Raw genomic sequence first — 23,162 nt, 5'->3', positions numbered from 1 at the left:
CGAAGTTTTTACTCGTACAAACACATATAAGCGGTATCTTGCGCAACCTTAACGCCAAACTTTTGGTTGGCTTCCACTTCAAAGGCTTCGCCTGCGCGATAAGTGACCCATTCATCACTATTGGGTAGCTTAATGGTTAGGGCGCCGCTAATAACACTCATATACTCTTTTTGGCTGGTGCCAAACTCGTAATCGCCGGGCGCCATAACGCCCACGGTGGCGGGCAGTTTTTCGCCTTTAAAAGCGATAGAGGCAACGTTGCCTTCAAAATAGTTATTTACATCAAACATAGCGGGACCTTTAGTGTGGTTGTGGTCGTATATTTAAATAGCAGGCAAACAGGCTACCTGTCTCTGCACAGCACCATCGCCATCTTTAATGCCGTGGCTGATGTGATCTAATTCAGCGCTTATCTTAAAGTACTTATTATTGTGTTACGCAACGAAAAAGGGGCCACCCATTTCTGAGTAGCCCCTTTGTCTTATTTGGCTCCGCTTGCTGGGCTCGAACCAGCGACCCAATGATTAACAGTCATTTGCTCTACCAACTGAGCTAAAGCGGAGTAGTAACTTCCTTGCTGGAAGTGGGGCGCATATTATAGAGCCTCCCCAATTTCGTCAACCCCTACGTTTAAAAAACTTAATAATTTATCGCACTTGAACAAATACCCCTCAATTTGTATTAACTCTAAACAATTCAAAGAGATAGCTGGTGAGGTTGTTCGTCAACTTAAGACTAAATCGCTATACTCGAGAGCTTGATCAAGATGTGCAGCAACTGTACAGCAGGGGAGATATGTCGACTAATCCGTTACTAGAGCCACTGCAGCTGCTGCTGAATGAGGCCGGCCAAGTTTATAGTGAGCAAAGCTTGATAAAGCTTTTGGTTGCTCAAGAGCTATTGCCCAAAGATTATAGTGCTAACCCGCTGCTGTTGTTTCAGACCCACTTTGCGCTGTTTAACGCCTTGTATCTGTGGCGTGATGAGTTGTTAACCCAAGGGCTGGATCTTGATATAGGTTTGTTGGATGTGCGTGTGCGAACGCTGGAGCAGGCCACAGAGCAGGCCGTTGGCGGTGCTAGGGAGGCTAACTTGCGCGATTACTACCTCGATTGGTCACATTATCACGCCGCCACCCAAAGCAGCGTTGAGGGCCTGCTAAATGATTTTTGGCGGCAGGCCGCGAGCGTGCAAGTCAATAGCGACGACCGCGCCCGCGCCCTGGCAATTATGTCCTTAGAGGCGCCGGTGACTTTGCAGGAGGTAAAGCTGCGCTACCGAAGATTGGCAATGACGGCACACCCAGATCGTGGCGGTGACGCACAACAGCAGCAAGATATTAATTGGGCAATGGCGCTACTGCGCAGAGATTTAGCAGCTAATGGAACTGTTTAACCATCGCGATAAAGAGGGGCACCACTACCGTGTGTGCCGCGCCGGTGCCAGCTTGCGTTTGTATACCAACGGTATTTTTCATACTCAGCATCACCCTACGCGGGATTTTGATGGCAGCTTGTGGGATTTGTTGTGGCTGCCGAGTATTGTTTTAGCCAACCAAGCGGTACGGCGTATTTTGGTGCTGGGGGTTGGTGGTGGAGCGGTAATTTGTGCGCTGCGCAAGCGCTACCCACAGGCGTTAATTATTGGGGTTGATATTAACGCTGTACACTTAACCATTGCGCGGCGTTTTTTTCGTGCCGATGGGCCGAATACATTATTGTTAGAAGCTGACGCATTGGCCTTTATGGAGTTTTATCGCGGTCCCGCGTTTGATTTGATTATCGATGATTTATTTGCCTCGGAAAATGGCGAGCCATCCCGCGTGGTGGCGCTAACACCTAAATGGTCACATCGCTTGAGTCGGGCGTTAAGCTCGCCCGGCTTATTGTTGGTTAATTTTACCGCCGTTTCGGAGTTTCGCGCCGCCTGGCAGGTGTTACTTGATGGCAGCACGCCTTTTGCGGCTACGCTGGAGTGGTCGCACAAACGTTACGACAACCGTATAGGGGCGTTTTATCGGCAGGCCTATGTGGCTGACTGGCAGGATAGGCTGTGTAGCTTTATGCCTAGTGCTATAGGTGAAAATATTTACGTGCGGGCGCTCTAGGTATGGCTAGTATGGGGCGCTTAACTGCAACACTTTAAATTGGCGGTTATTGGCAAGCTCGCGGCACGTCTTAAAATGCGCTTTAGATTTTTGCTCGACGCCAATAAAAGCATTGACGACAAAGTAAGCGTGACCGGCGGGTTTTAGGTGTGCGCTGGCGCTGGCAATAAATCGTTCGGTCAGATCATCACTGACGTTAAAACCCTGATGGAAGGGCGGGTTGCACAATACAATATCAAAACGCTCGGAAATTTCCGCTCCGGCATCAGCGGCAACTACATTGGCGTTTAGCTCTAGCTGCTGGCAATTGTGTTGTGCGCTTTGCAGTGCGGCGGCGTTGTTATCGGTTAGGGTGAATTGAGTGGTTTGCGGGTTGAATAGGTTTTGCGCCGCGCCGCAGCTTAGGTAACCGTAGCCGCAGCCTAGATCTAAAACCGCCAGCTTCGCATCTGTAGGCGAGAGCGATTGTTGCAAGGTGGCCAATAAAAATTCACTGCCAGCATCGATTTTTTGCCAGCCAAATTGTCCGGGTTTGCTCCACAGCGAAAATTCATTGCCGCGGGTGGTTGTTAGTTGGGCGATGGCGCGCAAATGCGAATAGTGACTGTCGTCGAGCAGCGCCGAGATGTCATGTTTCATTAGGCGTGCGCTGTAGGCCAAGCCATTTTTTTTGGTGGCTTTAGAGCAACCTAAAACGTTGGCTGCTTTATCTAAAAAGTTTTTTGCCCCTTCGTTTTTTAACCCGGCAATAATAAGCTCACCGCCCGGTTGCAGCACTCGCGCGGCGGCGTTAATAATGTGATGCACCACCGGCTTTTCTTTTGAAATGCGATAGTAAACTTGTGCCTGTGAATTGTCGGCAATAGCACTGAAATCAAAATCGTTAAAGCAGACGCGGTGCTGTTTGGCGTTTAAGCGTGTGTAGACATCCCAGCGATTGCTGATGAATTGTGTCTGTTCACGAACCGGCAGCTGCTCGCTAAACTCACGCGCGGCTTCATCGCATAACCAAACTGTATTGTTGCGCTCAGGTGAGTTTTGATAATCGTTTAGCAGCCAATTTAGCGCGGGATCGTTCATAAATCAGTACTGGTAATGGTTTTGTTCGGGGTTAGGGTTTGGGCAATCTCGGCTTCGGTTAGTGAGCGAAATTGGCCCGGAGCAAGCGCTGCATCAAGTACTATGCCCGCCACCGATTCACGGTGCAAGCGCCTAACATGGTTACCGCAAGCGGCAAACATACGCTTTACTTGATGGTAGCGCCCCTCGTGTAACGTTACCCGCGCTTCGCATTCACCGATCAACTCTAAGGTTGCCGGGAGGGTCAGTTTACTCTCGCCTTTAAGTTGCAAGCCTTTGGCAAATTGCGTGATGCATAGTTCGGTAATAGGCTCGGCAGTAGTGACCCAATAAACTTTATCTTTTGCGGCTCGCGGAGCGGTGATTTTGTGATTCCACTGGCCGTCGTCGGTTATTAGCACAAGTCCGGTGGTGTCTTTGTCGAGCCGTCCGGCAATTTGTAAGTCGCGGGTGTCGGTATCGCCCAAGCAATCGAGAACCGTGGGGTGTTCGCCGTCATCGTTAGCGCAGACAACGCCGGCTGGTTTGTTAAGCATTAAATAGCGCGGGCTTGGGTACTGCAATGTTTGACCATTTAACAGTACAGTTTGCTCGGGCGTTATTTTTTGTCCCGAATTTTTAACCGTTGTACCGGCTACGGTGACTTGCTCGGCGTGTAGCCAACGTTTTACTTCTTTGCGGCCTGCGCCGGTGCAGTGGGCAATGTATTTATCCAGTCGCATTGTTAGCCTCGCGCCAGTTGCTTGGCAGTGATGTGTGCCAGTTTAGGGCGTTTATGGTTGTTGCAAACCGGCCACTGATGGGCGCGCTAATGATGAGTGGCGCGTCGGTGATAGGGTGGCGCAGTTGTAGTTCGGTGGCCGCTAACAGCAGGCGATTGGCGCCAAAGCGATCGGCAAAAAAATGATTGTGTACGCTTTTACCGTATTTAGGGTCGCCGATAATTGGGTGGTGTAAATGTTTAAGGTGGCGCCTAAGCTGATGTTTGCGTCCGGTTATCGGGCGGCAGTGTACCAGTGAATAGCGACTGGTGGGGTAACGATCCACCGCCTCTGGTAGCTCGATACGCGCCAGTGGGTTAAACATGGTTTGCGCGCTTTGCAGTGGCTGGCTGCTGCCTGGGGCATCACCGTGCTTGTCGGGTTGGTAGCGCAAGGGGTGATCGACTAAGCAGGGCGTATCAAAATAACCGCGCACTAAGGCGACGTAATGTTTACTGACGTTGCCGGCCTGCCAAGATTCGTTCACGGCGCGGGCGGTGTCACTGTTGAGGGCAAATAAAAGTATTCCAGAGGTAGGTTTGTCGAGTCGGTGTACCGGATAAACTCGCTGACCTATTTGATCTCGTAAGAGTTGAATGGCAAAGCGCGTTTCGTGGCGGTCTATTGGGCTGCGGTGCACCAACAAGCCGCTGGGCTTATTGATCGCGATGAGGTGTTCATCGCGATACAGAATGCTTAATTCGGGTTGCTTGGGTGGCGCGTTTGTAGGGGTAGACACGTCACTTAATAAAGATTAGAGGCAGTCGAGCGGGGTACAGGGTCATCGCTATCGCAATCAAAGCCCCAGTCGCGCTGTTCCTTTATTAGCTGTTGTGCGTGACTTTCACAAAACCCTTCTTGGTTGTCGGCGCGCCACAATACTTTTATCTCTTCATCATCTTTTTGGTAGCGCACTTCGCAAGGGACTTTTTGGTCGGGCAGCAGATACACCACCTCGACTAGGCGTGTGCTGCCTTCAAGCTGACAGGCGAAGGTGTAGTTGTTTGTGGATCCGGCCAAGCTGGGCGTGCTAATAGTCATTAGCACGCTTGAAAACCATACAGTACAAGCAATAAAGCTTGTTTTAGGGACTTGTGTTAGACGCAATTTTTTATTTTCCTGCAATAGCTTTTTCACCCGAGTCTACCGTTTGGTAAATAAGGGTGTTAATGGTCATAGGGCCAACGCCGCCGGGTACTGGGGTGTAAGCGCTAACGCGATCAACCAATGGGCCCAGCTCAATGTCGCCAACACCACCTGGGTGGTAACCGGCATCGATCACCACGGCGCCATCTTTAATCCACTCGGCTTTGATAAACTCTGGGCGGCCCACGGCCCCCACGATAATATCGGCCTGACGAACATGATCCGCCAAGTTTTTGGTGCGTGAATGGCAAATGGTGACGGTGGCGTTAGCGCCCAACAGCATCATGGCCATCGGTTTTCCTAAAATTGGGCTGCGTCCAACCACAACGGCGTGTTTTCCGGCAAGCTCGATATCGTAAGCTTCAAGTAAACGCATAATACCTTTAGGCGTGGCGCAGCCGTATGCTTCTTCGCCCATGCTCATGCGGCCAAAGCCTAGGCAAGTTACGCCATCGACATCTTTTTGAAGGGCGATAGCATCAAAGCAGGCGCGCTCGTCAATTTGCTCGGGTACCGGATGCTGCAGCAAAATGCCATGCACGTTAGGGTTGTTGTTTAGCTCATCGATTTTAGCCAGCAGTTGTTCGGTGGTGGTATCGATAGCCATTTCGACTTTGACCGACTCCATACCGATACGCTCGCAAGCATTGCCTTTCATGCGGACATAAGTTGCCGATGCTGGATCGTCGCCCACTAAAATAGTGGCCAAAATAGGGGTTTGACCCTTGCCACCGGATTTAAGATCGCTGATGCGAGCCGACAGTTCTTGTTCGGTTTTTGCCGCAAGGGCTTTGCCATCGAGAAGCAGTGCAGACATGGAGAGCAGTACCTTAGTTGGCGGCGCGATAAAAGCGCGCTGCGGTGCATAAAGAAAGGGGCGGTATTCTCACATAGCCGAGGCGTTAGGCCAAGGTACTAAACGTTAAAATTAAGATTTTTTTAGCGGCTTAGGCAAGCTTTGTTACGAGTATAGGGCACAGACTTAAAGGGTAGAGGTGTAGGCTATATTAAGCCTAAGCATATTAAGTATAGAACAATAAAGAGTACTTAGATTAATTGATGAAAAATTGGAGAGGGGGAAGAAGTGGGGTGGCTGACGGGGATCGAACCCGCGACCACTGGAATCACAATCCAGGGCTCTACCGACTGAGCTACAGCCACCATTGTGTCAGGCATTGCCTGTTACTAACTCAAGCGCCTGTTTTTTTGATTTTAACAGTTGCTTTTAACCGTTGCTCTAAAGGTAAGAGCGGTGCGGATCAGCGCTTTGCCTAACCAAGCTAGATTTAAGTAGGCAAGGTATGGCGCGCCCGGCAGGACTCGAACCTGCGACCATCCGCTTAGAAGGCGGATGCTCTATCCAGCTGAGCTACGGGCGCATGGCTGGAGCATTGAGCCGGGTGGCTCGGTAAAATGGTCGGAGTGGAGGGATTCGAACCCCCGACATTCTGCTCCCAAAGCAGACGCGCTACCAGGCTGCGCTACACTCCGATGTCTTGCTGCGTTCATGTTGCTGTCGCGATTCAAGAGGTGCGCATAATACCCACGCATTACCGTGTCGTCAACGAAAAAACTGATCAATTTGTAAAAAAAACCAAAGAGTTAGCTTGTGTATGATGGCGGCTGTTTGCGCGCTAGCCAATTTGCTTGCGGTGCAGCCAAATTGGCTAAAAGCTCGTCATTGACGATATTTGAGAGCAAAGAAGGTGGGTGTACGCTTGTGTCTCTAGGCGTGGATGGTCAAAATAGCGATCTTAAGAATGTGGAGGTTCTATGCATAATACTAACGTGGCCCTAGCCATGAAGCAGGGGATGAGACGTTTAGCCTCTGGAGTCAGTGTTCTATCGACACGGATTGACCATGAGCAACGCTTTGCGATGACCGTATCGTCGGTAACATCGGTGTCAGATAACCCACCATCGCTGTTGGTGTGTATAAATAAGCAGATATCACTACAAGGCCACTTGGAGCTGTTGGGGTGTAATTTTGCTGTCAATGTACTCAGCCATCATCAACAGCAAGTCTCTAATGTGTGTGCAGGCTTTGAGCCAGTCCACGATCGCTTTAGTGTGGGGAGCTGGCTAGAAGGGCCAGATGCGGTTCCTTACCTGACAGATTCGGAGGCGGTGTTTTTTTGCCAGACAGATAAAGTGGTGAGTTACGGAACCCACCATATCGTGATTGCCAAAATCAATGACGTGTTAGTCAGCGAGCAGGATTCTGACCCGTTGTTGTACCACAGTGGTGGTTATCAGCGGATCAGTGAAATCTAGCCACGCAAGCTAATGATTAAAGCCGTGTGTAGCTTAGATTAAATTATGTTTTTGAATGGCGTGTTTTGAGGGGCTTACTCGGCGGTTAAATTATCCTGATTTTTTAGTGAAGTTATACTGGATTTTTTAAAGTTTTGAGTTTTCGCCAAGTATACGGTTAATGGTCACTAACTTTTTATGCACATTTATCGCGAGTATCGCTTTGAGTCGCTTAAAAATGCCATTAAAACCTCAAAAAGCACTTACTTAAGGTTGTAAGGTGTTGATTTTAAAGGGATTAATTATAAAGGTTAAAAAGTGTTCAATTTGTGCTCTGGCCAGTAAATACGGGGTTTAGGGTGCTCTTCACAAAAACAATCCACCAAGTTATCCACAGAAAGTGTGGAAAAAATTTTAGCGCTGATAAATTGCACACAATGGTTACGGTTTAACGAGTTTGCTGGTTTTTGCCGTGGTCGTTAGTGGCTACATTTGTGGTTATATAGCAGTAACGGCTAAATAAGTATTTTAAATATGCACAGCCAGACCAATGGTTTGGCTGTGCAGGTGAAGGGGTTTACAGCTCATGGGTAACAAACAAAAGGTCGCAGTGTTGGGCGGTGGAAGCTTCGGCACGGCGATTGCGAATATAGTGGCAACCAATGGCCACAAGACTTTTTTGTGGATGCGCGATCAAGCGAATGCCGAACATTGTCAGAATGTGCGCGAAAATGAGCGTTATCTGCCTGGTGTTCGTTTGACCGATGGATTGGAGGTTACAGCCGATTTGGAGCGCGCGGTGGCTGATACCGATTTGGTGTTTGTGTCAATTCCCAGTCATTCGTTTCGGGCCGTATCGCGAAAGTTGCGGCCATACTTAAAAGATGACGCGATAGTGGTGAGTACCGCTAAAGGTATCGAGCCCGAAGGCTTTACGCTAATGAGCGATATTTTGCTACAAGAGCTGCCTAATCACGACATAGGCGTACTGAGTGGGCCGAACTTCGCCAAAGAGATTGTTGCGATGCAACATACCGGCAGCGTGATCGCGAGCGAAAGTCCGCGCGTTTGCCAAGCGGTACAGCAGATATTGCGCTCGGAGACTTTTAGAGTGTATGCCAATACCGATAGAGGTGGCGTTGAATTGGGCGGTGCCCTTAAAAACATTTATGCGATTGTTTGCGGTATGGCTGCGGCGATGGGGGCGGGCAAAAACGCCCAAGCTATGTTATTGACCCGAAGCCTAGCCGAGATGGGCCGTTTTGCCGGTGAGATGGGTGCTAATCCAATGACTTTTTTGGGCTTGGCCGGGGTTGGCGATTTGATTTTGACCTGTACCTCTGATCTGAGCCGTAACTACCGTGTGGGGTTTCAGTTAGGTCAAGGTGAGCCGCTGGATGCGGTAGTGTCGGGCCTGGGGCAAGTGGCCGAAGGCGTTAATACCTTGCAGCAAGTCAAACAAAAAGCCGACGAGTTGGGTGTTTATATGCCGCTGGTTAGCGGGCTTTACAGTATTTTGTTTGAGCGTCGTGCGGTAGCCGATGTGGTGCGCGAGCTGATGCTGGGAGAGCAAAGTAACGATGTTGAATACAATGGTGGGGCCGGATTTTCCAGTAAGCTGTAATCGAACTTAAGCCGGGTAGTTGTACCGCCTGTACACTTTTTAATCACAGCTGTTTGTTTGGTGTAAATATGTGGCTCGATTATCGTGGCGCTTTATTCGCGCAATGGTACTTGAGCGGCATAATGATACACTGAGCGATCAGTACACTTTCAGTTAAGCTAGTATGAACTAAGGGATTTTTATGGATAACGAAAAGATAAAGTCTAATATCACCTCGCCCGATCATTGGATTCGGTTGGTGTTTATCATTTTGTTTGCGTTTATTTTATATGTGGCCAGTTTTGTGGTTGGGGTGTTGGTATTAGTGCAGTTTTTGTTTGCCTTAATTACCGGCAACGACAACACTAAGTTGCGTCAGCTGGGTGACTCGCTTACGCAGTTTATTGCTCAAACCCTACAGTTTTTAACCTACAACAGCGATGACAAGCCGTTTCCTTTTGCCGATTGGCCTACGCCTGCGCCAGTAGTCGAAGTTGTAGAGCCCGAGGCCGATGCCGCACCGGCTCCGGCGGCCGAAGCGAGCGCGCCAGAAGTTGAAGTTATTGAGCCTGAAGTTGTCGATGTAGCTAGCGGCGATGACGATAAACCCAAGTCAGAGTAAGCATTCAGTTAGGATGATATTAAGGATAAGCTCTGTATTTAAGGAGGATTAACTTGTGCGTTTATTTTTATTGCGCCACGGTCGCGCCGAGCCTTTTTTAGCGAATGATGCCAGCCGTGCATTAGTGGCCTCTGGGCGTGAAGATGTGCGTAATATTTTAACTCGCAAGCGGGATGCAATGTCTGCGGTCACGGATGTTTGGGTTAGCCCTTATGTGCGCGCCCGCCAGAGCGCGGAGATTGCCCTTGATGTGCTGGGCTTGTCCGCTCAATGCGAGCGAGTAAGCGATTTGATTGTGCCTGAGGCTCGTGTTGGCCATCTTATTGATGCTTTGTATGAGTCTGGGCTTGAATCAGTGTTGCTGGTCAGTCATCAGCCGCTAGCATCTACATTATTAGATACGCTATGTGGCTCGAGCGCCGCTCACGATATGAGGACAGCATCATTGGCGGCGGTCGAGCTGGATGTTGTCGCCGCCGATATGGGGCGTTTGCAGTGGTTGCTGCATCCGTAAATGTAACCCACTGTAATCGCTTGTTTTAAGCGTACTTAGTTTTTTATTGTTATTTAGCTAATGATTATTTTCACCGCCTACCTTTGGAGTGTGTATGACCCCCAAACAGCAACAGTTTGAAATTGCGGGCCTGAACTACAAGGCCGAGCAATGGGGCGATGAGACGGGGCGTCCAGTGTTAGCGCTGCACGGTTGGCTCGATAACTGCGCCAGCTTTACCCGTCTCGCCGCACAATTAAAGGGTTTAAATATCATCGCCCTAGATATGGCCGGTCATGGTCAGAGCGATCACCGCCCAGGCAGCGCGCCTTACAATATTTGGGATGACGTGGCCGACGTATTGGCCATCGCGGATGCTTTGGGTTGGCAGCGTTTTAGTTTGTTGGGGCATTCTCGTGGTGCCATTATATCGGCATTATTAGCCGGGGCTTTTCCTGAGCGAATCGAAAAAATGGTGTTGATAGAGGGATTGTTTCCCGAGCCGGTAAGCTCGGAAGATGCCCCCAAACAACTGGCCGAATCTATTCGTAAGAATCGCGAGTTAGCCGATAAGCCTTTACGTGTTTTTGCCGATTTAGACGCAGCGGTTAAGGCGCGTACACGAGGCATGTTTCCGCTTAGTGAGACCGCTGCCCGAGCACTTACCGAGCGCGGTACAACACCGGTTGCGGGTGGTTACAGTTGGAGCACCGATCAACGTTTATTGGCACCTTCATCGTTTAAGTTAACTCGCGGTCAGATTCACGCTTTTATCTCGGCAATTACATCGCCAGCTAGAGTATTGCTCGGCGATGCCGGTATGCCGAAAATTTTCCCAGGCTTTAAAGAGGCTGCGCTGGAGTATCCGCAACTAGAAGTGATTAGTTTGGCCGGCGGCCATCATTTGCATATGGAAGAACAAGCTGAAACGGTGGCAAGTTACATTAATGACTTTCTTTAGAGCGGTAAGTCCGGCGGCTAATAGTGTTTGCTTCCTAGTCGTTTTATTGGTGCTGGTATCGCCGGCTTGGGCCTTAGGTGAGCGCTCGGTCAGTGTGACGGCAGCGAGTTCGGGGCAAGGCAGTGCGCCGGCTGATGAGACACTTGTAAGCGTGGCAGGCGAGGGTGTAAGCCTGCAACTTGATGGGTTCACCGGTGCGAATCTTGAATCGTATTCTAGCGAGTACATTCGCGATTATCTGGTCGCGCTTGGCACCTACCGTAAAATTCGCGGCTTATGGCGTGTCGATGAGCTGCGCTTAAGCGGTGATTTACAGCGTAGAACCTTTCGTTTACCTGACAATCACACGGCTCGTGATGGCTTTTTGCATTATGCTCGCCAGCTGCAAAAGTACCCGTTGCGTGAGTTGTTTGTATGCGAATCGCGCGACTGCGGAGAATCTAATAATTGGGCCAATAACCACTTTAATATATTGCAGTTGTACGGCTTGGACCAGTACCAGTATTACGGTGCCTATGAGGTGATGTTGCCTGGTACTAATGGGGTTTACGTCACGATTTATGCCGTGTTGCGCGGCAACAAGCGGGTTTATCTTCAGCTGGAAGTGTTAACAGCGGCTCCTTAGTCGCTGTAGGCTGTCCTCCCATTGTTTTGAGGTCAATGGCGAGGACAGTGCGTAGAGGCCTAACGCAGCAGCGATAAAAACTCAGTACGAGTTGCTTGATTGCTGCGAAAAGTGCCGAGCATAGCCGAGGTTTTCATGCTCGAGTTTTGTTTCTCAACGCCGCGCATCATCATGCACATGTGTTTCGCCTCGATAATCACCCCAACACCCGACGCACCGGTTATTTCGGCAATCGATTCGGCAATTTGTACTGTTAATTGCTCTTGAATTTGCAGGCGACGGGCAAACATATCGACAATCCGAGCAATTTTGGATAAGCCCACAACTTTGCCGGTGGGGATGTAGGCAACGTGCGCTTTGCCAATAAACGGCAGCATATGGTGCTCGCACATCGAGTAGAGCTCGATGTCTTTGACCATAATCATCTCGTTTGAGTCGGACGGAAAAAGCGCGCCATTAACAACTTCATCAAGAGATTGGTGGTAGCCTTTGGTTAAAAACTGGAAGGCTTTGGCGGCGCGCTTAGGGGTGTCTATCAGTCCTGGGCGCTCTAAATCTTCGCCGATTCCCTCGATAATTTTGGCAAAATATTCCTGCATCTGTTGGTATCCTGTCTAAGACGGACGCTCGGCGCCAGCCGGGTGAATCTGGGGCAATAAAGCCACAGTATTCATGTTTTATGAAAAGGCGGCAACATTACGCCAAACTCTGCGGTCGGTAAAGGCTTCCTCTGGCTTTAATTGCCGGTACAATGGCGCCTTTGTCACCCTTTACGAGTAATTACGCTGTGCAGCAATCTATAGAAACACAAGCTCGCACCGAGCTTGTCACTGTTCGAGACTTTATTCGCTATGGCGCTAGTCGCTTTAATCAGGCGGGGCTATTTTTTGGTCACGGCACTGATAACGCTTGGGATGAGGCGGCGCAGCTGGTGCTGGCAGGCGTTTACTTGCTGGGGTTTGAGAACCCCCATGTGTTGGATGCGCGCTTAACCGACGATGAGAAAATCCGAGTGTTAGAGTTGCTGCGCCAACGGGTCGAAAAGCGTTGTGCCGGCGGCGTATCTAACCGGGCGGGCGCGTTTTTGCGGTTTAGATTTTAACGTCGATGAGCGCGTGCTGGTGCCGCGCTCGCCCATTGCCGAGCTCATTGAGGCCGGTTTTGCCCCTTGGCTGACGGATGCGCCCGAGTATGTGTTGGATTTATGTACTGGCAGCGGCTGTATCGGTATCGCTTGTGCCTATCAGTTTCCTGATGCGGAGGTCACCCTGAGTGACATTAGCGCCGATGCTTTGGCGGTGGCCGAGAGCAATATTAAAGAGCATGACTTAGCGCCAAGAGTGGCGTGTGCCAAAGGCGATTTATTTGCCTCGGTGGCAGGGCGCTGTTTCGATTTGATTGTTAGTAACCCACCCTATGTAGACGCCGATGACCTAGCCGCAATGCCGCCCGAGTTTCACGCCGAGCCAGAAATTGGCTTAGGCTCGGGTGCTGATGGTTTGGATTTTACCCGCCGCTTACTGGCCGAGGCACCAGATCATTTAAACGACGGCGGGGTGTTGGTGGTTGAGGTAGGCAATAGCGCTTTAGCGTTAGAGCAAGCTTACCCACAGCTTGATTTTCAGTGGTTAGAGTTTGAGCGCGGTGGTCACGGCGTATTTGTCATAACGCGTGAGGCGTTGCTGGCGTAGCGGATTGCTAGGCCGGTGGTTATCTGGCTGCAGTGCTTCAAATTTGAATCTAAGTGGCGATACTTTGAATCTAGCTGGCGATACATCGCGATTTAATATGCGTATAATCGCCCCTTATTATTCGTTTACAGTAATGGAACCGTTATGTCTGGCAACAGTTTTGGCAAGCTTTTTACAATCACAACGTTTGGTGAAAGCCACGGCTTGGCTTTAGGTTGTATCGTTGATGGCTGCCCGCCAGGATTAGCTCTTACCGAAGACGATATCCAGCTGGATTTAGACCGGCGCAAGCCCGGCCAGTCGCGTTATACCACGCAGCGACGTGAGGCCGATCAGGTCAAGATTCTATCGGGCGTGTTTGAAGGTAAAACCACCGGCACACCTATCGGCCTGTTAATTGAAAACACCGATCAGCGCTCGAAAGACTACTCTAATATTAAAGATCAGTTTCGCCCCGCCCACGCCGATTACAGCTATATGCATAAATACGGTGTGCGCGATTATCGTGGCGGTGGCCGTAGCTCGGCCCGCGAAACCGCGATGCGTGTGGCCGCTGGTGCGATTGCGAAAAAATACCTAAAAGAATTCTTTGCCATTGAAATACGTGGTTATTTATCGCAATTGGGGCCTATTGCGATTGAATCGGTTGACTGGAACGAAGTTGCCAACAACCCCTTCTTTTGCCCCGATGCCAGCAAAGTCCCGGAAATGGAAGCCTATATGCAAGCGCTGGGCAAAGAGGGCAACTCTGTCGGCGCTAAAATTACCGTGGTGGCCAGTGGTGTTGCGGCAGGCTTAGGCGAGCCCATTTTTGATCGTTTAGATGCGGAAATTGCCCATGCCTTGATGAGCATTAACGCCGTTAAGGGCGTCGAGATAGGTGCCGGTTTTGCCAGTGTTGCGCAAAAAGGTACCGAGCATCGCGATGAAATATTACCCGAAGGATTTGTCTCAAATAATGCCGGCGGTATTTTGGGGGGCATCTCAACAGGTCAAGATATTGTTGCGCATATGGCGTTAAAACCCACCTCCAGTTTGCGTATTCCCGGTCGTAGTGTCGATGTCCACGGTGCCCCAGTCGAGGTGGTGACTACCGGTCGTCATGACCCTTGTGTTGGGATTCGCGCAACGCCCATTGCCGAGGCGATGTTAGCGCTAGTATTAATAGATCACGTTTTACGCCAGCGCGGCCAAAACGGCGGTGTCGAGCATTCGATCCCGCATATCCCCGCACAGTGTGACTAACAACTCGTAGCGGTTTGTCGTTTGGCTGCCTGAGCGCGCTCAATAGGCCTTTATATGTCCGATTTACGTGTAGCTCTAGTTCAAAGCGATATTATCCCCGATGACAGTGCGGCTAATTTGGCCGCCTTTGAACAGCAACTTAGTGCGCATTGTCACGCCGAGCTCGATTTGATTGTCCTGCCAGAGGTGTTTACCACCGGGTTTCATCCTCGTGCGCGGCAACATGCCGAAACCGAAGCAGGAGCTGTAAGTCAGTGGTTAATACGGCAAGCCTCCCGCTATAACGCAGTTATCACCGGCTCGGTGGTCTTTGCTTCAGCTTCAACGACTTCTCATCCTACTCATTTTAATCGTCTACTGTGGGCCGCTCCAGGCCAGCCATTGGCTTATTACGATAAGCGGCATTTGTTTCGTATGGCCGGCGAGCACGAACGCTATAGCGCGGGTAATAAACGCCAAGTGTTTAGTATCGGTTCATGGCGAGTACTGGTGCAGGTGTGTTATGACTTGCGCTTTCCGGTTTTTAGTCGTAATCGCGGCGATTATGACCTAGCACTTTATGTCGCTAATTGGCCGGCGGCGCGACAAGATCATTGGCGTACGTTGTTAAAGGCGCGGGCAATCGAAAATCAAACGTATGTCATTGGCGTTAACCGCGTTGGTCGCGATGTTTATGAGCAAGATTATGCCGGCGGCAGTGTGGTTTACTCACCCGAGGGTAAATTGCTTGCCGATGCGGGAGCCGATGTCACTGTGATTAATGCGCTGTTGGATGGTGCGGAGCTTAAAGCGTATCGGGCGGGCTTTCCTGCACATTTAGATGCCGATGATTTTACTTTACCACTCGGCTGATTCTTTTTGCTAAAGGCACGATGATTAATAATTCATCTTGGAGGTTTGCTTATGTCCCGCGTTTTTATGGTTTGTGTGTTGTTGTTGATGAGCTTGGTCAGTTATGGCACCGAAATAACGCGGGTATTTATGGCTGGCGATTCGACCATGTCGATTAAAGAGGTGAAAGATTACCCCGAGACCGGTTGGGGTGTACCGTTCAGTTACTTTTTTGACGAGAATATTGTGGTGGATAATCGCGCCCGCAATGGCCGCAGTACTCGCACTTTTATTACCGAGGGGCGCTGGGGTGAAATTGTGGCAGCGTTGCAACCAGGCGATTATGTACTGATCCAGTTTGGTCATAACGATCAATCCGAGCATAAGCAAGACCGTTACACGCCGCCCCAGGACTATAAAGCTAACCTTGCTAGGTTTGTTGCCGATGTGCGCCTTAAACAGGCCGAGCCTATTTTATTAACGCCAATCACGCGTCGTTATTTTAACGAGCAGGGTGTGATCACGCCGACTCATGGTGTTTATCCGGATCTTGTGCGCGAGCTTGCTCATGTACAAAAGGTTGTTTTGGTGGATATGGAGGCCATTACTCGCAACTATTTTGGCGCGCTGGGCGATGAGCTGTCGGCACTGCGTTTTATGCATATTGCTGCTAACTTGCATCCTAATTACCCTCTGGGCGTGACTGATGACACACACCTTAATCACCTAGGAGCGCGTGAAGTGGCACAGTTGGTTTTGACCGAATTAAAGCGCCAACAGCATCCATTGGTCTCGCGTTTACGGATACCCGATCCGAAGCATTTAACGCTTTAATTTTGAGTTATTACAATCTGTTACAAAACCCCAGGGTGATTTACTAGCCTAGGGTGGCCTAATTTTTCTATAGTGAAGGTGGGATGACCAGGAGAGCCTGAGATATTCTGGCGATTAATGTAAGTTAAGGTGCTTTTGTGAGTGTAATGTTAAATCAAATACGGGGTATATCCAGAGCGGCGTGGTTGCTGTGTGCGCTGTCTGTGTCGTCACCGTTAAGCGCTGCCGATTCTCACTGCCAGGAGCATCCGAGTGATTGCGTCGCCATTGGGGAGTGGCAGGTTTCGTTGGGCGTTGGCCTTGGTGGCCGTACCAATCCGCTGGTGGGCGGTGATGATATTCCTGTCTTATTGTTACCTCAGGCTAGCTATTATGGTGAGCGGTTCTTTTTTGATACCACAACGTTAGGTTATTCACTGTTTGAGAGCGAGCATCAAACAGTCGCGGTAGTCACAACGTTGGGACTTGATCAAACCTACTTTAATGATTTGTCATTGGGTAACTTTGTCATCGAGGGGGCAGGCGGCAGCCACACCATCAGTATGGTGCCAAGCGATGGGCAGGGTTTTGTAGGCGATACGGAAACCGTAGAAGATACGACCAAAACCCCAAATACTACCGACAAAGATGGCCCCAGTGAGTTTTTCCATAAGCGCAATTTTGCCGCAGAACAAACTCAAGCGGCGGTCACCTTGGATGATCTAAGTCCGCGTCGAATGGCGCTGCTCGGTGGCTTGGAGTACAGCCTTTATTATCAAAACACGGGGCTTAGCTTACAGTTATTAAATGATTTGATTGATGTTCACGGTGGGCAAGAGTTACGCGCCGGTGTCGATCAGCGTCTGCGCTACGGGCGCAATGAGTTTACCTTGGCCGGTGGGTTTGTCTGGCAGAGTGATGCCTTGGTCGATTACTACTACGGGCTTGATACTGATGAGGTGGGGCAGGACCCGGAGTTAGTGTATCGGGCGGGTGATAGCGTAACGCCCTATGTTCGCCTCGATTGGCGCCGTCCACTGGCGAAGCATTGGACGCTACAGGCGACCTTGCATCAAAAGTGGTTTGGCGAAGGTATTAAAGACAGTCCTTTGATTGATCAAAGAGGCTCGACGACTGTTTTTATCGGGGGCGTTTATCATTTTTAGTCCGCATAGGCTGGGATGTTTTATCGTCGCTGGAGTCGTACTGTGGGCGACAATACCGGCGTATGCTGCCCCAGAAGACTCTACTGTAAAGTTAACCGTTCAGCCTAATTTGTGTGTGTTAGGTGAAGGGGAGAACGTGTGTCGCGATCGGGTGAGGGTTAACTGGCGCGCCGATCACAACCGTTCGCTATGTCTTTATGAGCAAGGTGAACCCGATCCGCTTGATTGCTGGCAACAATCCCGCTCGGGCAGTCATACTTCAATGTTAGAAACCGAAAGTGATGTTCAGTTTCAGCTGATTGAGTTGAGTGGTCAACAGGTAGTTGCCAGTAGCGCGTTTGAGGTGATTGCCGATGCCAAGCGTTATCGCCGTCGTCGGCGTAATCCATGGAGCTTTTTTTGATGAATGTAGTGTTGTTAGCTGAAGATGATGAGCGCCTAGCTGAATTGGTGAAAGATTACTTACAGGCCAATGGCTTTACGGTGGTGGTGGAATCTCACGGTCTTAATGTGCCGCGTCAAGTACAAAATTTGCAGCCAGATATCGTTATTTTAGATTTAATGCTGCCGGGTAAAGATGGCATTAGTATTTGCAAAGAAATTCGCCCGAAATACGATGGGCCGGTATTGATGTTAACCGCGCGTGACGGCGATGCCGATCAGGTTTTAGGGTTTGATGTTGGCGCGGATGATTATGTGATTAAACCCGCTGAGCCACGAGTGTTGCTGGCCCGCATTCATGCCTTGTTGCGTCGTAGTAATCGCGAGCCGATAGAGGCGGGGGGTATCACTATTGGTCAGCTAGAGGTGCGCGCTAGCGCCCGTGAAATAAAACTAGCTGGCGTGGTCGTGCCTTTATCTAGCCATGAGTACGATTTGTTGCTGACCTTGGCACGCCAAGCGGGCAAGGTGTTAAGCCGCGAATATTTATTTACAACTATTTGTCAACGCCCATACGATGGTCTTGATCGTACCGTTGATGTGCGGGTGTCGCACCTGCGTAAAAAGCTTGGTGATCACAGTGATAACCCTTCGCGGATTAAAACAGTGTGGGGGCGCGGTTATATGTTGGTAGCCGACGCCTGGGAGTAGCTGCTTTGCTCGGTCGAGCTTTTTTAACGCTGTATTTGTTTGTTGTGTTGGTCATTTTGGGTGCCGGTTGGGGGCTCGATCGTCTGTACCTATCTGTTGCCAATCCGGAATCTTCCGATCCGGTTAATCGTGCATTTTTCACCTTGCTTGAAACAAATGTAGTCACAGTGAATAGCGATCCTCTAAAGCAACAAAAAAAAATACAGAATCAATTAGATCAGCTGGCGTTATCGGCGCAAGTTTATCAGTTGTCGGATTTTGCATCTTCAAGCCTTAGGCAAGAAATTCTTGCCGGTGAGCCGGTGGTGTTACTCACTGATCGGCAGCGACACATTTATTATCGTTTGCGCGATACAGAGCTGGTGGTGCAACTGGTGCTGCCGGCAGATTCTGGTCAGAGTTTATGGTATCGGTTATTGCTGTTGGCTTTTTATTTATTGTTGGCGTTGGTGATCTATCTTTGGATCTGGCCGCTGGTGCGCGATTTGCGGTCATTGCAAGCACAGGCGAGACTGGTTGGTCGGGCCGATAGTAGTGCGCGGGTTTGTATAAGTTCACGCTCGGCGGTGTACAGTTTATCGCTAGAATTTAATCGGATGCAGCAGCGGATTGATGAGTTGTTGGCGTCTTATCGCGAGATGACCTATGCCGTATCGCACGAGTTACGTACGCCTCTGGCGCGCATGAAATTTGCGCTAGAATTAGCCGAGGGAGATGTTGCCCCCGCACAGCGGCAGCGGCAGATGCTTAATTTACGCACCGATGTCGCGCAAATGGAGACGTTAATTACTCAGCTGCTTAATTATGCTGGTTTTGAAACGCAATCACAGACACTTACGTTGCAGGCGGGTAGCTCCGGAGCGCTTGGCGCTTTAGTTCAAGGCTTAATGGATAGCTTAATTAAGCGCGCGACGACGGCCGCAGAAGCTCTGCCGATATCGTTGCCAACATTTACGCTTGACGATGCGATGAGCGAAAAGCGCGTTTATTGTGAATGGGGTTTATTTGAACGTGTGATGCAAAATTTATTAGGTAATGCCGCCAAATACGCCAGAAGCCGTGTCCATGTGAGTCTCAGTTGTGCAGATGATAGCTACCGAGTGTCAGTGGAGGATGATGGACCCGGTATTGCCGAGGCAGATTGGGGGCGGGTATTTGATTCGTTTGTGCGCCTGCATCAAGAGCCGGCACGAGATGGTCAGGGTTTTGGTTTAGGTTTGGCCATTGTGAAACGAATTATGGGTTGGCATGGCGGCACGGTGACGGTGAGTCGCAGTCAGATGTTGGGCGGCGCGTGCTTTACGCTAAGCTGGCCTATACCCGACGAGCCTTCGTGTAACAGCGTCTCTCACTAAACCCCATACCGTGTTTGTTTGCATGGGGTTTAGGCGGTCGGTAAGTTGTCTCACACGTTGTTAAAAGTGAAATGCAAACGCAGCGTAAGGGCCGTCTAGGGTTAGGTCGGCACGCATACCTTGGTCGATATTAATCGATTGGTTTCGGTAACCAATCTCGACCCCCAAGTCCACTAATGAGTCAAATAAATAACGTAACTTTAAGGTGTAATCAGTGATTTGATGATCATTAAAGTTGGTGTAATTGCCCTCGACGCCAGCTGACCAGCCGGTAAAAGGTAGCTCTGCTTCGACTAATGCATAACCCATTGGCAAAATCTCATCTATCTCCATGTTCTCTGTTAATGCTGGCGTGACTAAACTGATATTGCCATCATAAATGCGCACAGAGAAGCCTAAGTCGAGACTGACCCAGTTATCTAGAATTTCGTAATACACGGTTCCATCCGCGTGGGTTAGCTCGATGGTGGAGCTGGCACTGCCGCCCGACCACGGTACTGACCGACCGGCAACCATATCGCTATAAGCTAGCCGAAAGTTGGGTATTAGCGGTACTGGGTGTTCTACCGAAAGGTGTAAAAATCTGTTGCCTTCATCGGTGTAGCCAAGTGTTCCTACGGGGATTTCTGCACGGCCAACACTGCCTGCATAGTCGGAGCGCCAGAAACCGATGTCGCCTTTTACACCAATAAAGTCGGCTTGAGCTGTGGTGCTAATGGCGCTGAGACACACCGCGACAAAAGGTGCGGCAAAAATAACTCTCATGGTAAATTCCTTGCGGTAACAGAGGGGCTAAATTATGAGTGCGATCATAGCATTGTGTTAAGTGCTAAAACAGCCTTGGTTACTCCGCTTGCGAGGCGTTTTGTAAAACATTTAGAAATTTTCGCGCGGCGTTGCTTTGACTGCGTTTGGTGTGAAAAACCGCACCTAGTTCACGTGTCAGTGGTGGTGTTTTTAAATCGAGAATGGTGAGTTTGGTATCGATCATCGAGCGGGGTAAAACGCCCCAGCCCAAGCCGATAGACACCATCATTTTGATGGTGTCTAAGTGGTTGGTGACCATTGAAACATCCAAAGTTAAATCCTGTCGGTCAAATAACTTTTGCATTAGTCGTGTGGTGTGAGTGTTGCTGTCAGGAGCAATCGCCTGGTAATTACATAAATCACTGAGTTGAATCTGTGTGCGTAGAGCCAGTGGGTGGTTTGCAGCACAGACAAACTCTAAGGTGTCTTGCCAGACGGGAATCTCGGCAATGTGCGCGCTTGCATACTCACCGAGTGTTATAACACCTAGTTCAAATTCACCTTGTTCGACGGCGAGCAAGGCTTTCTCTGAGTCTAAAAAATGTAAATCGAGGTGCACTAAGGGAAAGGCGCGAGAAAACTCACTCAATACTGCCGGCAGGCGGTGTAGCCCAATATGATGGCTTGTGGCAATGCTGAGCGGGCCACTAATATCACCGTCAAGATCGGCCAGTGCGCGTCCGGCGTCAGTGACTGATTGTAATATCTGCCGCGCGTGCGGCAGTAATAAGCGTCCAGCTGGGGTCAGGTGGATATTCTTACCAAATCGATCAAACAGTTTCTTTGCCAGTTGTTGCTCGAGTAGTGCGATGCGTTTACTGATTGCCGGTTGGGTGAGGTGCAACTTAATGGCGGCGTCGGAAAAAGACCCGGTCTCGGCAACGGTGACAAACGTGGTTAAGTGTTGAGTGTCCATGGGGTTAGAGTATCATTCCTGTTCGGAATGGAAAAGATGAAAAATATGAATTTGTTTTATTTGTTGCCCCGCGATATTATTGGCTCCACAAAATATATTGGTAAATAGATGTCATTTCGGCGTGATATGACATCGCCAAATCACCAGCGAGGGCAACATGACCGCAAAAACTCTTTACGACAAGCTTTGGGATGCTCACCTTGTGCAGCAGCGCGACGACGGTTCGGCATTGATTTATATCGACCGGCATATTGTTCACGAGGTGACGTCACCGCAAGCTTTTGCTGGGCTGCGTATCGCGGGACGTAAACCTTGGCGCGTCGACTCTATATTGGCCACACCTGATCACAATGTTCCAACCACAATTAAAGAGCGTGCCTCAGGTGTTAGTGGTATCGAAGATCCGGTGTCTTTGATTCAAGTGCAGACATTAGACGATAACTGCGATGAGTACGGTATTGTCGAATACAAAATTAACGATCTTCGCCAGGGTATTGTGCACGTGGTGGGGCCTGAGTCGGGTGCTTGTTTGCCGGGTATGACCATTGTGTGCGGTGATTCCCACACCGCCACTAACGGTGCGCTTGGTGCGCTTGCTCATGGTATTGGCACTAGCGAAGTAGAGCATGTCTTGGCGACCCAGTGTTTGGTGGCTAAAAAAATGGGCAATATGCGCATTGATGTTAATGGTAAGTTGGGCGAAGGCGTCACTCCCAAAGACGTGGTGCTTGCCATTATCGGTAAAATCGGCACGGCTGGCGGCACCGGCTATGCCGTTGAGTTTGCCGGCGATGTGTTTCGCGATATGAGCATGGAAGGCCGAATGACTGTGTGCAATATGGCTATTGAGGCGGGTGCACGCGCGGGTATGGTCGCGGTAGATGACACTACAATTGAATACGTAAAAGGGCGCCCTTACGCGCCCACGGGTGAAAACTGGGAAAAGGCTGTTACCGCATGGCGTGAGTTAACCTCTGATGAAGGGGCTCATTTTGATGCGGTTGTTGAGTTAAATGGTGCCGATATTTTGCCGCAAGTTAGCTGGGGTACATCACCCGATATGGTGGCGGATATTAATGCCACAGTGCCAGCGCCAGCCGATGAGCCGGACGCGGTTAAGCGTGAGGGAATGTTGCGCGCGCTGGAGTATATGGGGCTTGAGGCGGGCCAGAAAATTGCCGACATTAAGCTTGATAGAGTGTTTATTGGCTCTTGCACTAACTCTCGGATCGAGGATATTCGTGCTGCGGCTTTGGTGGTTAAGGGGCGTCAAAAGTCCAGCAGTGTTAAGCAAGCAATGGTGGTGCCTGGCTCTGGGGTGGTAAAAGCCCAAGCTGAGGCTGAGGGGTTGGATAAAATTTTTGTCGCCGCTGGGTTTGAGTGGCGTGAGCCTGGTTGCTCTATGTGTCTTGCCATGAACGCCGACAAGCTAGGTGCAGGAGAGCATTGTGCATCGACTTCAAATCGTAATTTCGAGGGGCGTCAAGGCTACGGTGGACGAACCCATTTAGTGAGCCCTGCGATGGCGGCGGCCGCTGCGATTGCTGGCCATTTTGTTGATGTTCGTGATTTTGTGCGCAGTTAACCGGAGAGAA

The 23,162-nt window shown here is 50.0% G+C and carries 25 protein-coding genes, 4 tRNA genes and 1 pseudogene; 17 read left to right on the top strand and 13 right to left on the bottom strand.

What is annotated here, in order from left to right; genetic code table 11:
• Positions 1-8: 8 nt before the first annotated feature.
• Complete coding sequence (gene ppnP, locus GILYN3_RS06080) at positions 9-290, bottom strand: pyrimidine/purine nucleoside phosphorylase (protein ID WP_049722012.1); 282 nt, start codon at positions 288-290, stop codon at positions 9-11.
• Positions 291-486: 196 nt separating this feature from the next.
• A tRNA-Asn gene (locus tag GILYN3_RS06075) sits at positions 487-562 on the bottom strand.
• 233 nt (positions 563-795) lie between these two features.
• On the opposite strand from GILYN3_RS06075, the gene GILYN3_RS06070 reads away from it, so the two are divergent.
• Positions 796-1,395 carry a DNA-J related domain-containing protein gene (locus GILYN3_RS06070; RefSeq protein WP_049722011.1) on the top strand — a complete coding sequence of 200 codons (600 nt, stop codon included), beginning with the start codon at positions 796-798 and terminating at the stop codon, positions 1,393-1,395.
• Positions 1,382-2,107 (top strand): methyltransferase domain-containing protein, encoded by a 726-nt coding sequence (locus tag GILYN3_RS06065; protein WP_049722010.1) that lies wholly within the window; start codon positions 1,382-1,384, stop codon positions 2,105-2,107. Before GILYN3_RS06070 ends, GILYN3_RS06065 begins: the two co-directional genes overlap by 14 nt.
• 6 nt (positions 2,108-2,113) lie before the next feature.
• Here the strand turns inward: GILYN3_RS06065 and GILYN3_RS06060 are convergent, their stop codons facing one another.
• The 8 genes from GILYN3_RS06060 to GILYN3_RS06025 all read right to left on the bottom strand — a co-directional run bounded on the left by GILYN3_RS06060 (position 2,114) and on the right by GILYN3_RS06025 (position 6,585).
• A complete protein-coding gene (locus tag GILYN3_RS06060) occupies positions 2,114-3,187 on the bottom strand; it encodes a methyltransferase (RefSeq protein ID WP_049722009.1) in 1,074 nt (357 codons plus the stop codon).
• Entirely contained in the window at positions 3,184-3,909 is a 726-nt protein-coding gene (gene rsuA, locus GILYN3_RS06055) for a 16S rRNA pseudouridine(516) synthase RsuA (protein ID WP_049722008.1), read from the bottom strand. The genes GILYN3_RS06060 and rsuA overlap by 4 nt, the downstream gene beginning before the upstream one ends.
• Positions 3,896-4,687 carry a pseudouridine synthase gene (locus GILYN3_RS06050; protein ID WP_232305514.1) on the bottom strand — a complete coding sequence of 264 codons (792 nt, stop codon included), beginning with the start codon at positions 4,685-4,687 and terminating at the stop codon, positions 3,896-3,898. The genes rsuA and GILYN3_RS06050 overlap by 14 nt, the downstream gene beginning before the upstream one ends.
• 5 nt (positions 4,688-4,692) lie before the next feature.
• On the bottom strand, positions 4,693-4,989 hold the full coding sequence (locus tag GILYN3_RS06045) for a hypothetical protein (RefSeq protein ID WP_049722007.1): 297 nt from the start codon (positions 4,987-4,989) through the stop codon (positions 4,693-4,695).
• 70 nt (positions 4,990-5,059) lie between these two features.
• On the bottom strand, positions 5,060-5,911 hold the full coding sequence (folD, locus tag GILYN3_RS06040; protein ID WP_049722006.1) for a bifunctional methylenetetrahydrofolate dehydrogenase/methenyltetrahydrofolate cyclohydrolase FolD: 852 nt from the start codon (positions 5,909-5,911) through the stop codon (positions 5,060-5,062).
• A 268-nt stretch (positions 5,912-6,179) separates the two neighbouring features.
• A tRNA-His gene (locus GILYN3_RS06035) sits at positions 6,180-6,255 on the bottom strand.
• Between the two features lie 141 nt (positions 6,256-6,396).
• A tRNA-Arg gene (locus tag GILYN3_RS06030) sits at positions 6,397-6,473 on the bottom strand.
• A 35-nt stretch (positions 6,474-6,508) separates the two neighbouring features.
• A tRNA-Pro gene (locus GILYN3_RS06025) sits at positions 6,509-6,585 on the bottom strand.
• Between the two features lie 282 nt (positions 6,586-6,867).
• Between GILYN3_RS06025 and GILYN3_RS06020 the strand changes: the two genes are divergently transcribed.
• The 6 genes from GILYN3_RS06020 (at position 6,868) to GILYN3_RS05995 (ending at position 11,651) form a co-directional block, all read left to right on the top strand.
• On the top strand, positions 6,868-7,368 hold the full coding sequence (locus tag GILYN3_RS06020) for a flavin reductase family protein (protein WP_049722005.1): 501 nt from the start codon (positions 6,868-6,870) through the stop codon (positions 7,366-7,368).
• A 565-nt stretch (positions 7,369-7,933) separates the two neighbouring features.
• Positions 7,934-8,971 (top strand): NAD(P)H-dependent glycerol-3-phosphate dehydrogenase, encoded by a 1,038-nt coding sequence (locus GILYN3_RS06015; protein ID WP_049722004.1) that lies wholly within the window; start codon positions 7,934-7,936, stop codon positions 8,969-8,971.
• Positions 8,972-9,152: 181 nt separating this feature from the next.
• Positions 9,153-9,572 (top strand): DUF4389 domain-containing protein, encoded by a 420-nt coding sequence (locus GILYN3_RS06010; protein ID WP_049722003.1) that lies wholly within the window; start codon positions 9,153-9,155, stop codon positions 9,570-9,572.
• A 55-nt stretch (positions 9,573-9,627) separates the two neighbouring features.
• Complete coding sequence (gene sixA, locus GILYN3_RS06005; RefSeq protein ID WP_049722002.1) at positions 9,628-10,086, top strand: phosphohistidine phosphatase SixA; 459 nt, start codon at positions 9,628-9,630, stop codon at positions 10,084-10,086.
• A gap of 94 nt (positions 10,087-10,180) precedes the next feature.
• Positions 10,181-11,026, top strand: a complete 846-nt coding sequence (locus tag GILYN3_RS06000; protein ID WP_049722001.1) for an alpha/beta fold hydrolase — start codon at positions 10,181-10,183, stop codon at positions 11,024-11,026.
• Positions 11,013-11,651 carry a DUF4892 domain-containing protein gene (locus GILYN3_RS05995; RefSeq protein ID WP_084005143.1) on the top strand — a complete coding sequence of 213 codons (639 nt, stop codon included), beginning with the start codon at positions 11,013-11,015 and terminating at the stop codon, positions 11,649-11,651. The genes GILYN3_RS06000 and GILYN3_RS05995 overlap by 14 nt, the downstream gene beginning before the upstream one ends.
• A 59-nt stretch (positions 11,652-11,710) precedes the next feature.
• On the opposite strand, the gene folE is transcribed toward GILYN3_RS05995, so the two are convergent.
• Positions 11,711-12,250, bottom strand: coding sequence for a GTP cyclohydrolase I FolE (gene folE / locus GILYN3_RS05990; protein ID WP_049721999.1), 540 nt, complete (start codon positions 12,248-12,250; stop codon positions 11,711-11,713).
• A gap of 200 nt (positions 12,251-12,450) precedes the next feature.
• Here folE and prmB point away from each other — a divergent pair.
• The 8 genes and pseudogenes from prmB (at position 12,451) to GILYN3_RS05950 (ending at position 19,844) form a co-directional block, all read left to right on the top strand.
• Positions 12,451-13,342: pseudogene (gene prmB, locus GILYN3_RS05985) on the top strand (50S ribosomal protein L3 N(5)-glutamine methyltransferase).
• 144 nt (positions 13,343-13,486) lie between these two features.
• A complete protein-coding gene (gene aroC / locus GILYN3_RS05980) occupies positions 13,487-14,587 on the top strand; it encodes a chorismate synthase (RefSeq protein WP_049721998.1) in 1,101 nt (366 codons plus the stop codon).
• Positions 14,588-14,641: 54 nt separating this feature from the next.
• On the top strand, positions 14,642-15,439 hold the full coding sequence (locus GILYN3_RS05975) for an amidohydrolase (RefSeq protein ID WP_049721997.1): 798 nt from the start codon (positions 14,642-14,644) through the stop codon (positions 15,437-15,439).
• Between the two features lie 51 nt (positions 15,440-15,490).
• Positions 15,491-16,252 carry a rhamnogalacturonan acetylesterase gene (locus tag GILYN3_RS05970; protein ID WP_049721996.1) on the top strand — a complete coding sequence of 254 codons (762 nt, stop codon included), beginning with the start codon at positions 15,491-15,493 and terminating at the stop codon, positions 16,250-16,252.
• Between the two features lie 146 nt (positions 16,253-16,398).
• A complete protein-coding gene (locus tag GILYN3_RS05965) occupies positions 16,399-17,397 on the top strand; it encodes a MipA/OmpV family protein (RefSeq protein WP_049721995.1) in 999 nt (332 codons plus the stop codon).
• Positions 17,345-17,800, top strand: coding sequence for a DUF3019 domain-containing protein (locus tag GILYN3_RS16460; protein WP_084005141.1), 456 nt, complete (start codon positions 17,345-17,347; stop codon positions 17,798-17,800). The genes GILYN3_RS05965 and GILYN3_RS16460 overlap by 53 nt, the downstream gene beginning before the upstream one ends.
• A complete protein-coding gene (locus GILYN3_RS05955) occupies positions 17,785-18,489 on the top strand; it encodes a response regulator transcription factor (protein ID WP_232305513.1) in 705 nt (234 codons plus the stop codon). The genes GILYN3_RS16460 and GILYN3_RS05955 overlap by 16 nt, the downstream gene beginning before the upstream one ends.
• A 5-nt stretch (positions 18,490-18,494) precedes the next feature.
• Positions 18,495-19,844 (top strand): ATP-binding protein, encoded by a 1,350-nt coding sequence (locus GILYN3_RS05950; protein ID WP_049721993.1) that lies wholly within the window; start codon positions 18,495-18,497, stop codon positions 19,842-19,844.
• Positions 19,845-19,904: 60 nt separating this feature from the next.
• Here the strand turns inward: GILYN3_RS05950 and GILYN3_RS05945 are convergent, their stop codons facing one another.
• Entirely contained in the window at positions 19,905-20,609 is a 705-nt protein-coding gene (locus GILYN3_RS05945; RefSeq protein WP_049721992.1) for a TIGR04219 family outer membrane beta-barrel protein, read from the bottom strand.
• A gap of 79 nt (positions 20,610-20,688) precedes the next feature.
• Positions 20,689-21,567, bottom strand: a complete 879-nt coding sequence (locus tag GILYN3_RS05940; protein WP_049721991.1) for a LysR family transcriptional regulator — start codon at positions 21,565-21,567, stop codon at positions 20,689-20,691.
• A 157-nt stretch (positions 21,568-21,724) separates the two neighbouring features.
• Between GILYN3_RS05940 and leuC the strand changes: the two genes are divergently transcribed.
• Positions 21,725-23,152 (top strand): 3-isopropylmalate dehydratase large subunit, encoded by a 1,428-nt coding sequence (gene leuC, locus GILYN3_RS05935; RefSeq protein ID WP_049721990.1) that lies wholly within the window; start codon positions 21,725-21,727, stop codon positions 23,150-23,152.
• Positions 23,153-23,162: the final 10 nt, after the last annotated feature.

Source organism: Gilvimarinus polysaccharolyticus, from assembly GCF_001187555.1.
Classification (GTDB): domain Bacteria; phylum Pseudomonadota; class Gammaproteobacteria; order Pseudomonadales; family Cellvibrionaceae; genus Gilvimarinus; species Gilvimarinus polysaccharolyticus.
The sequence above is the reverse complement of the archived record's forward strand: the minus strand, read 5'-3'. Positions and strand labels throughout refer to the sequence as shown.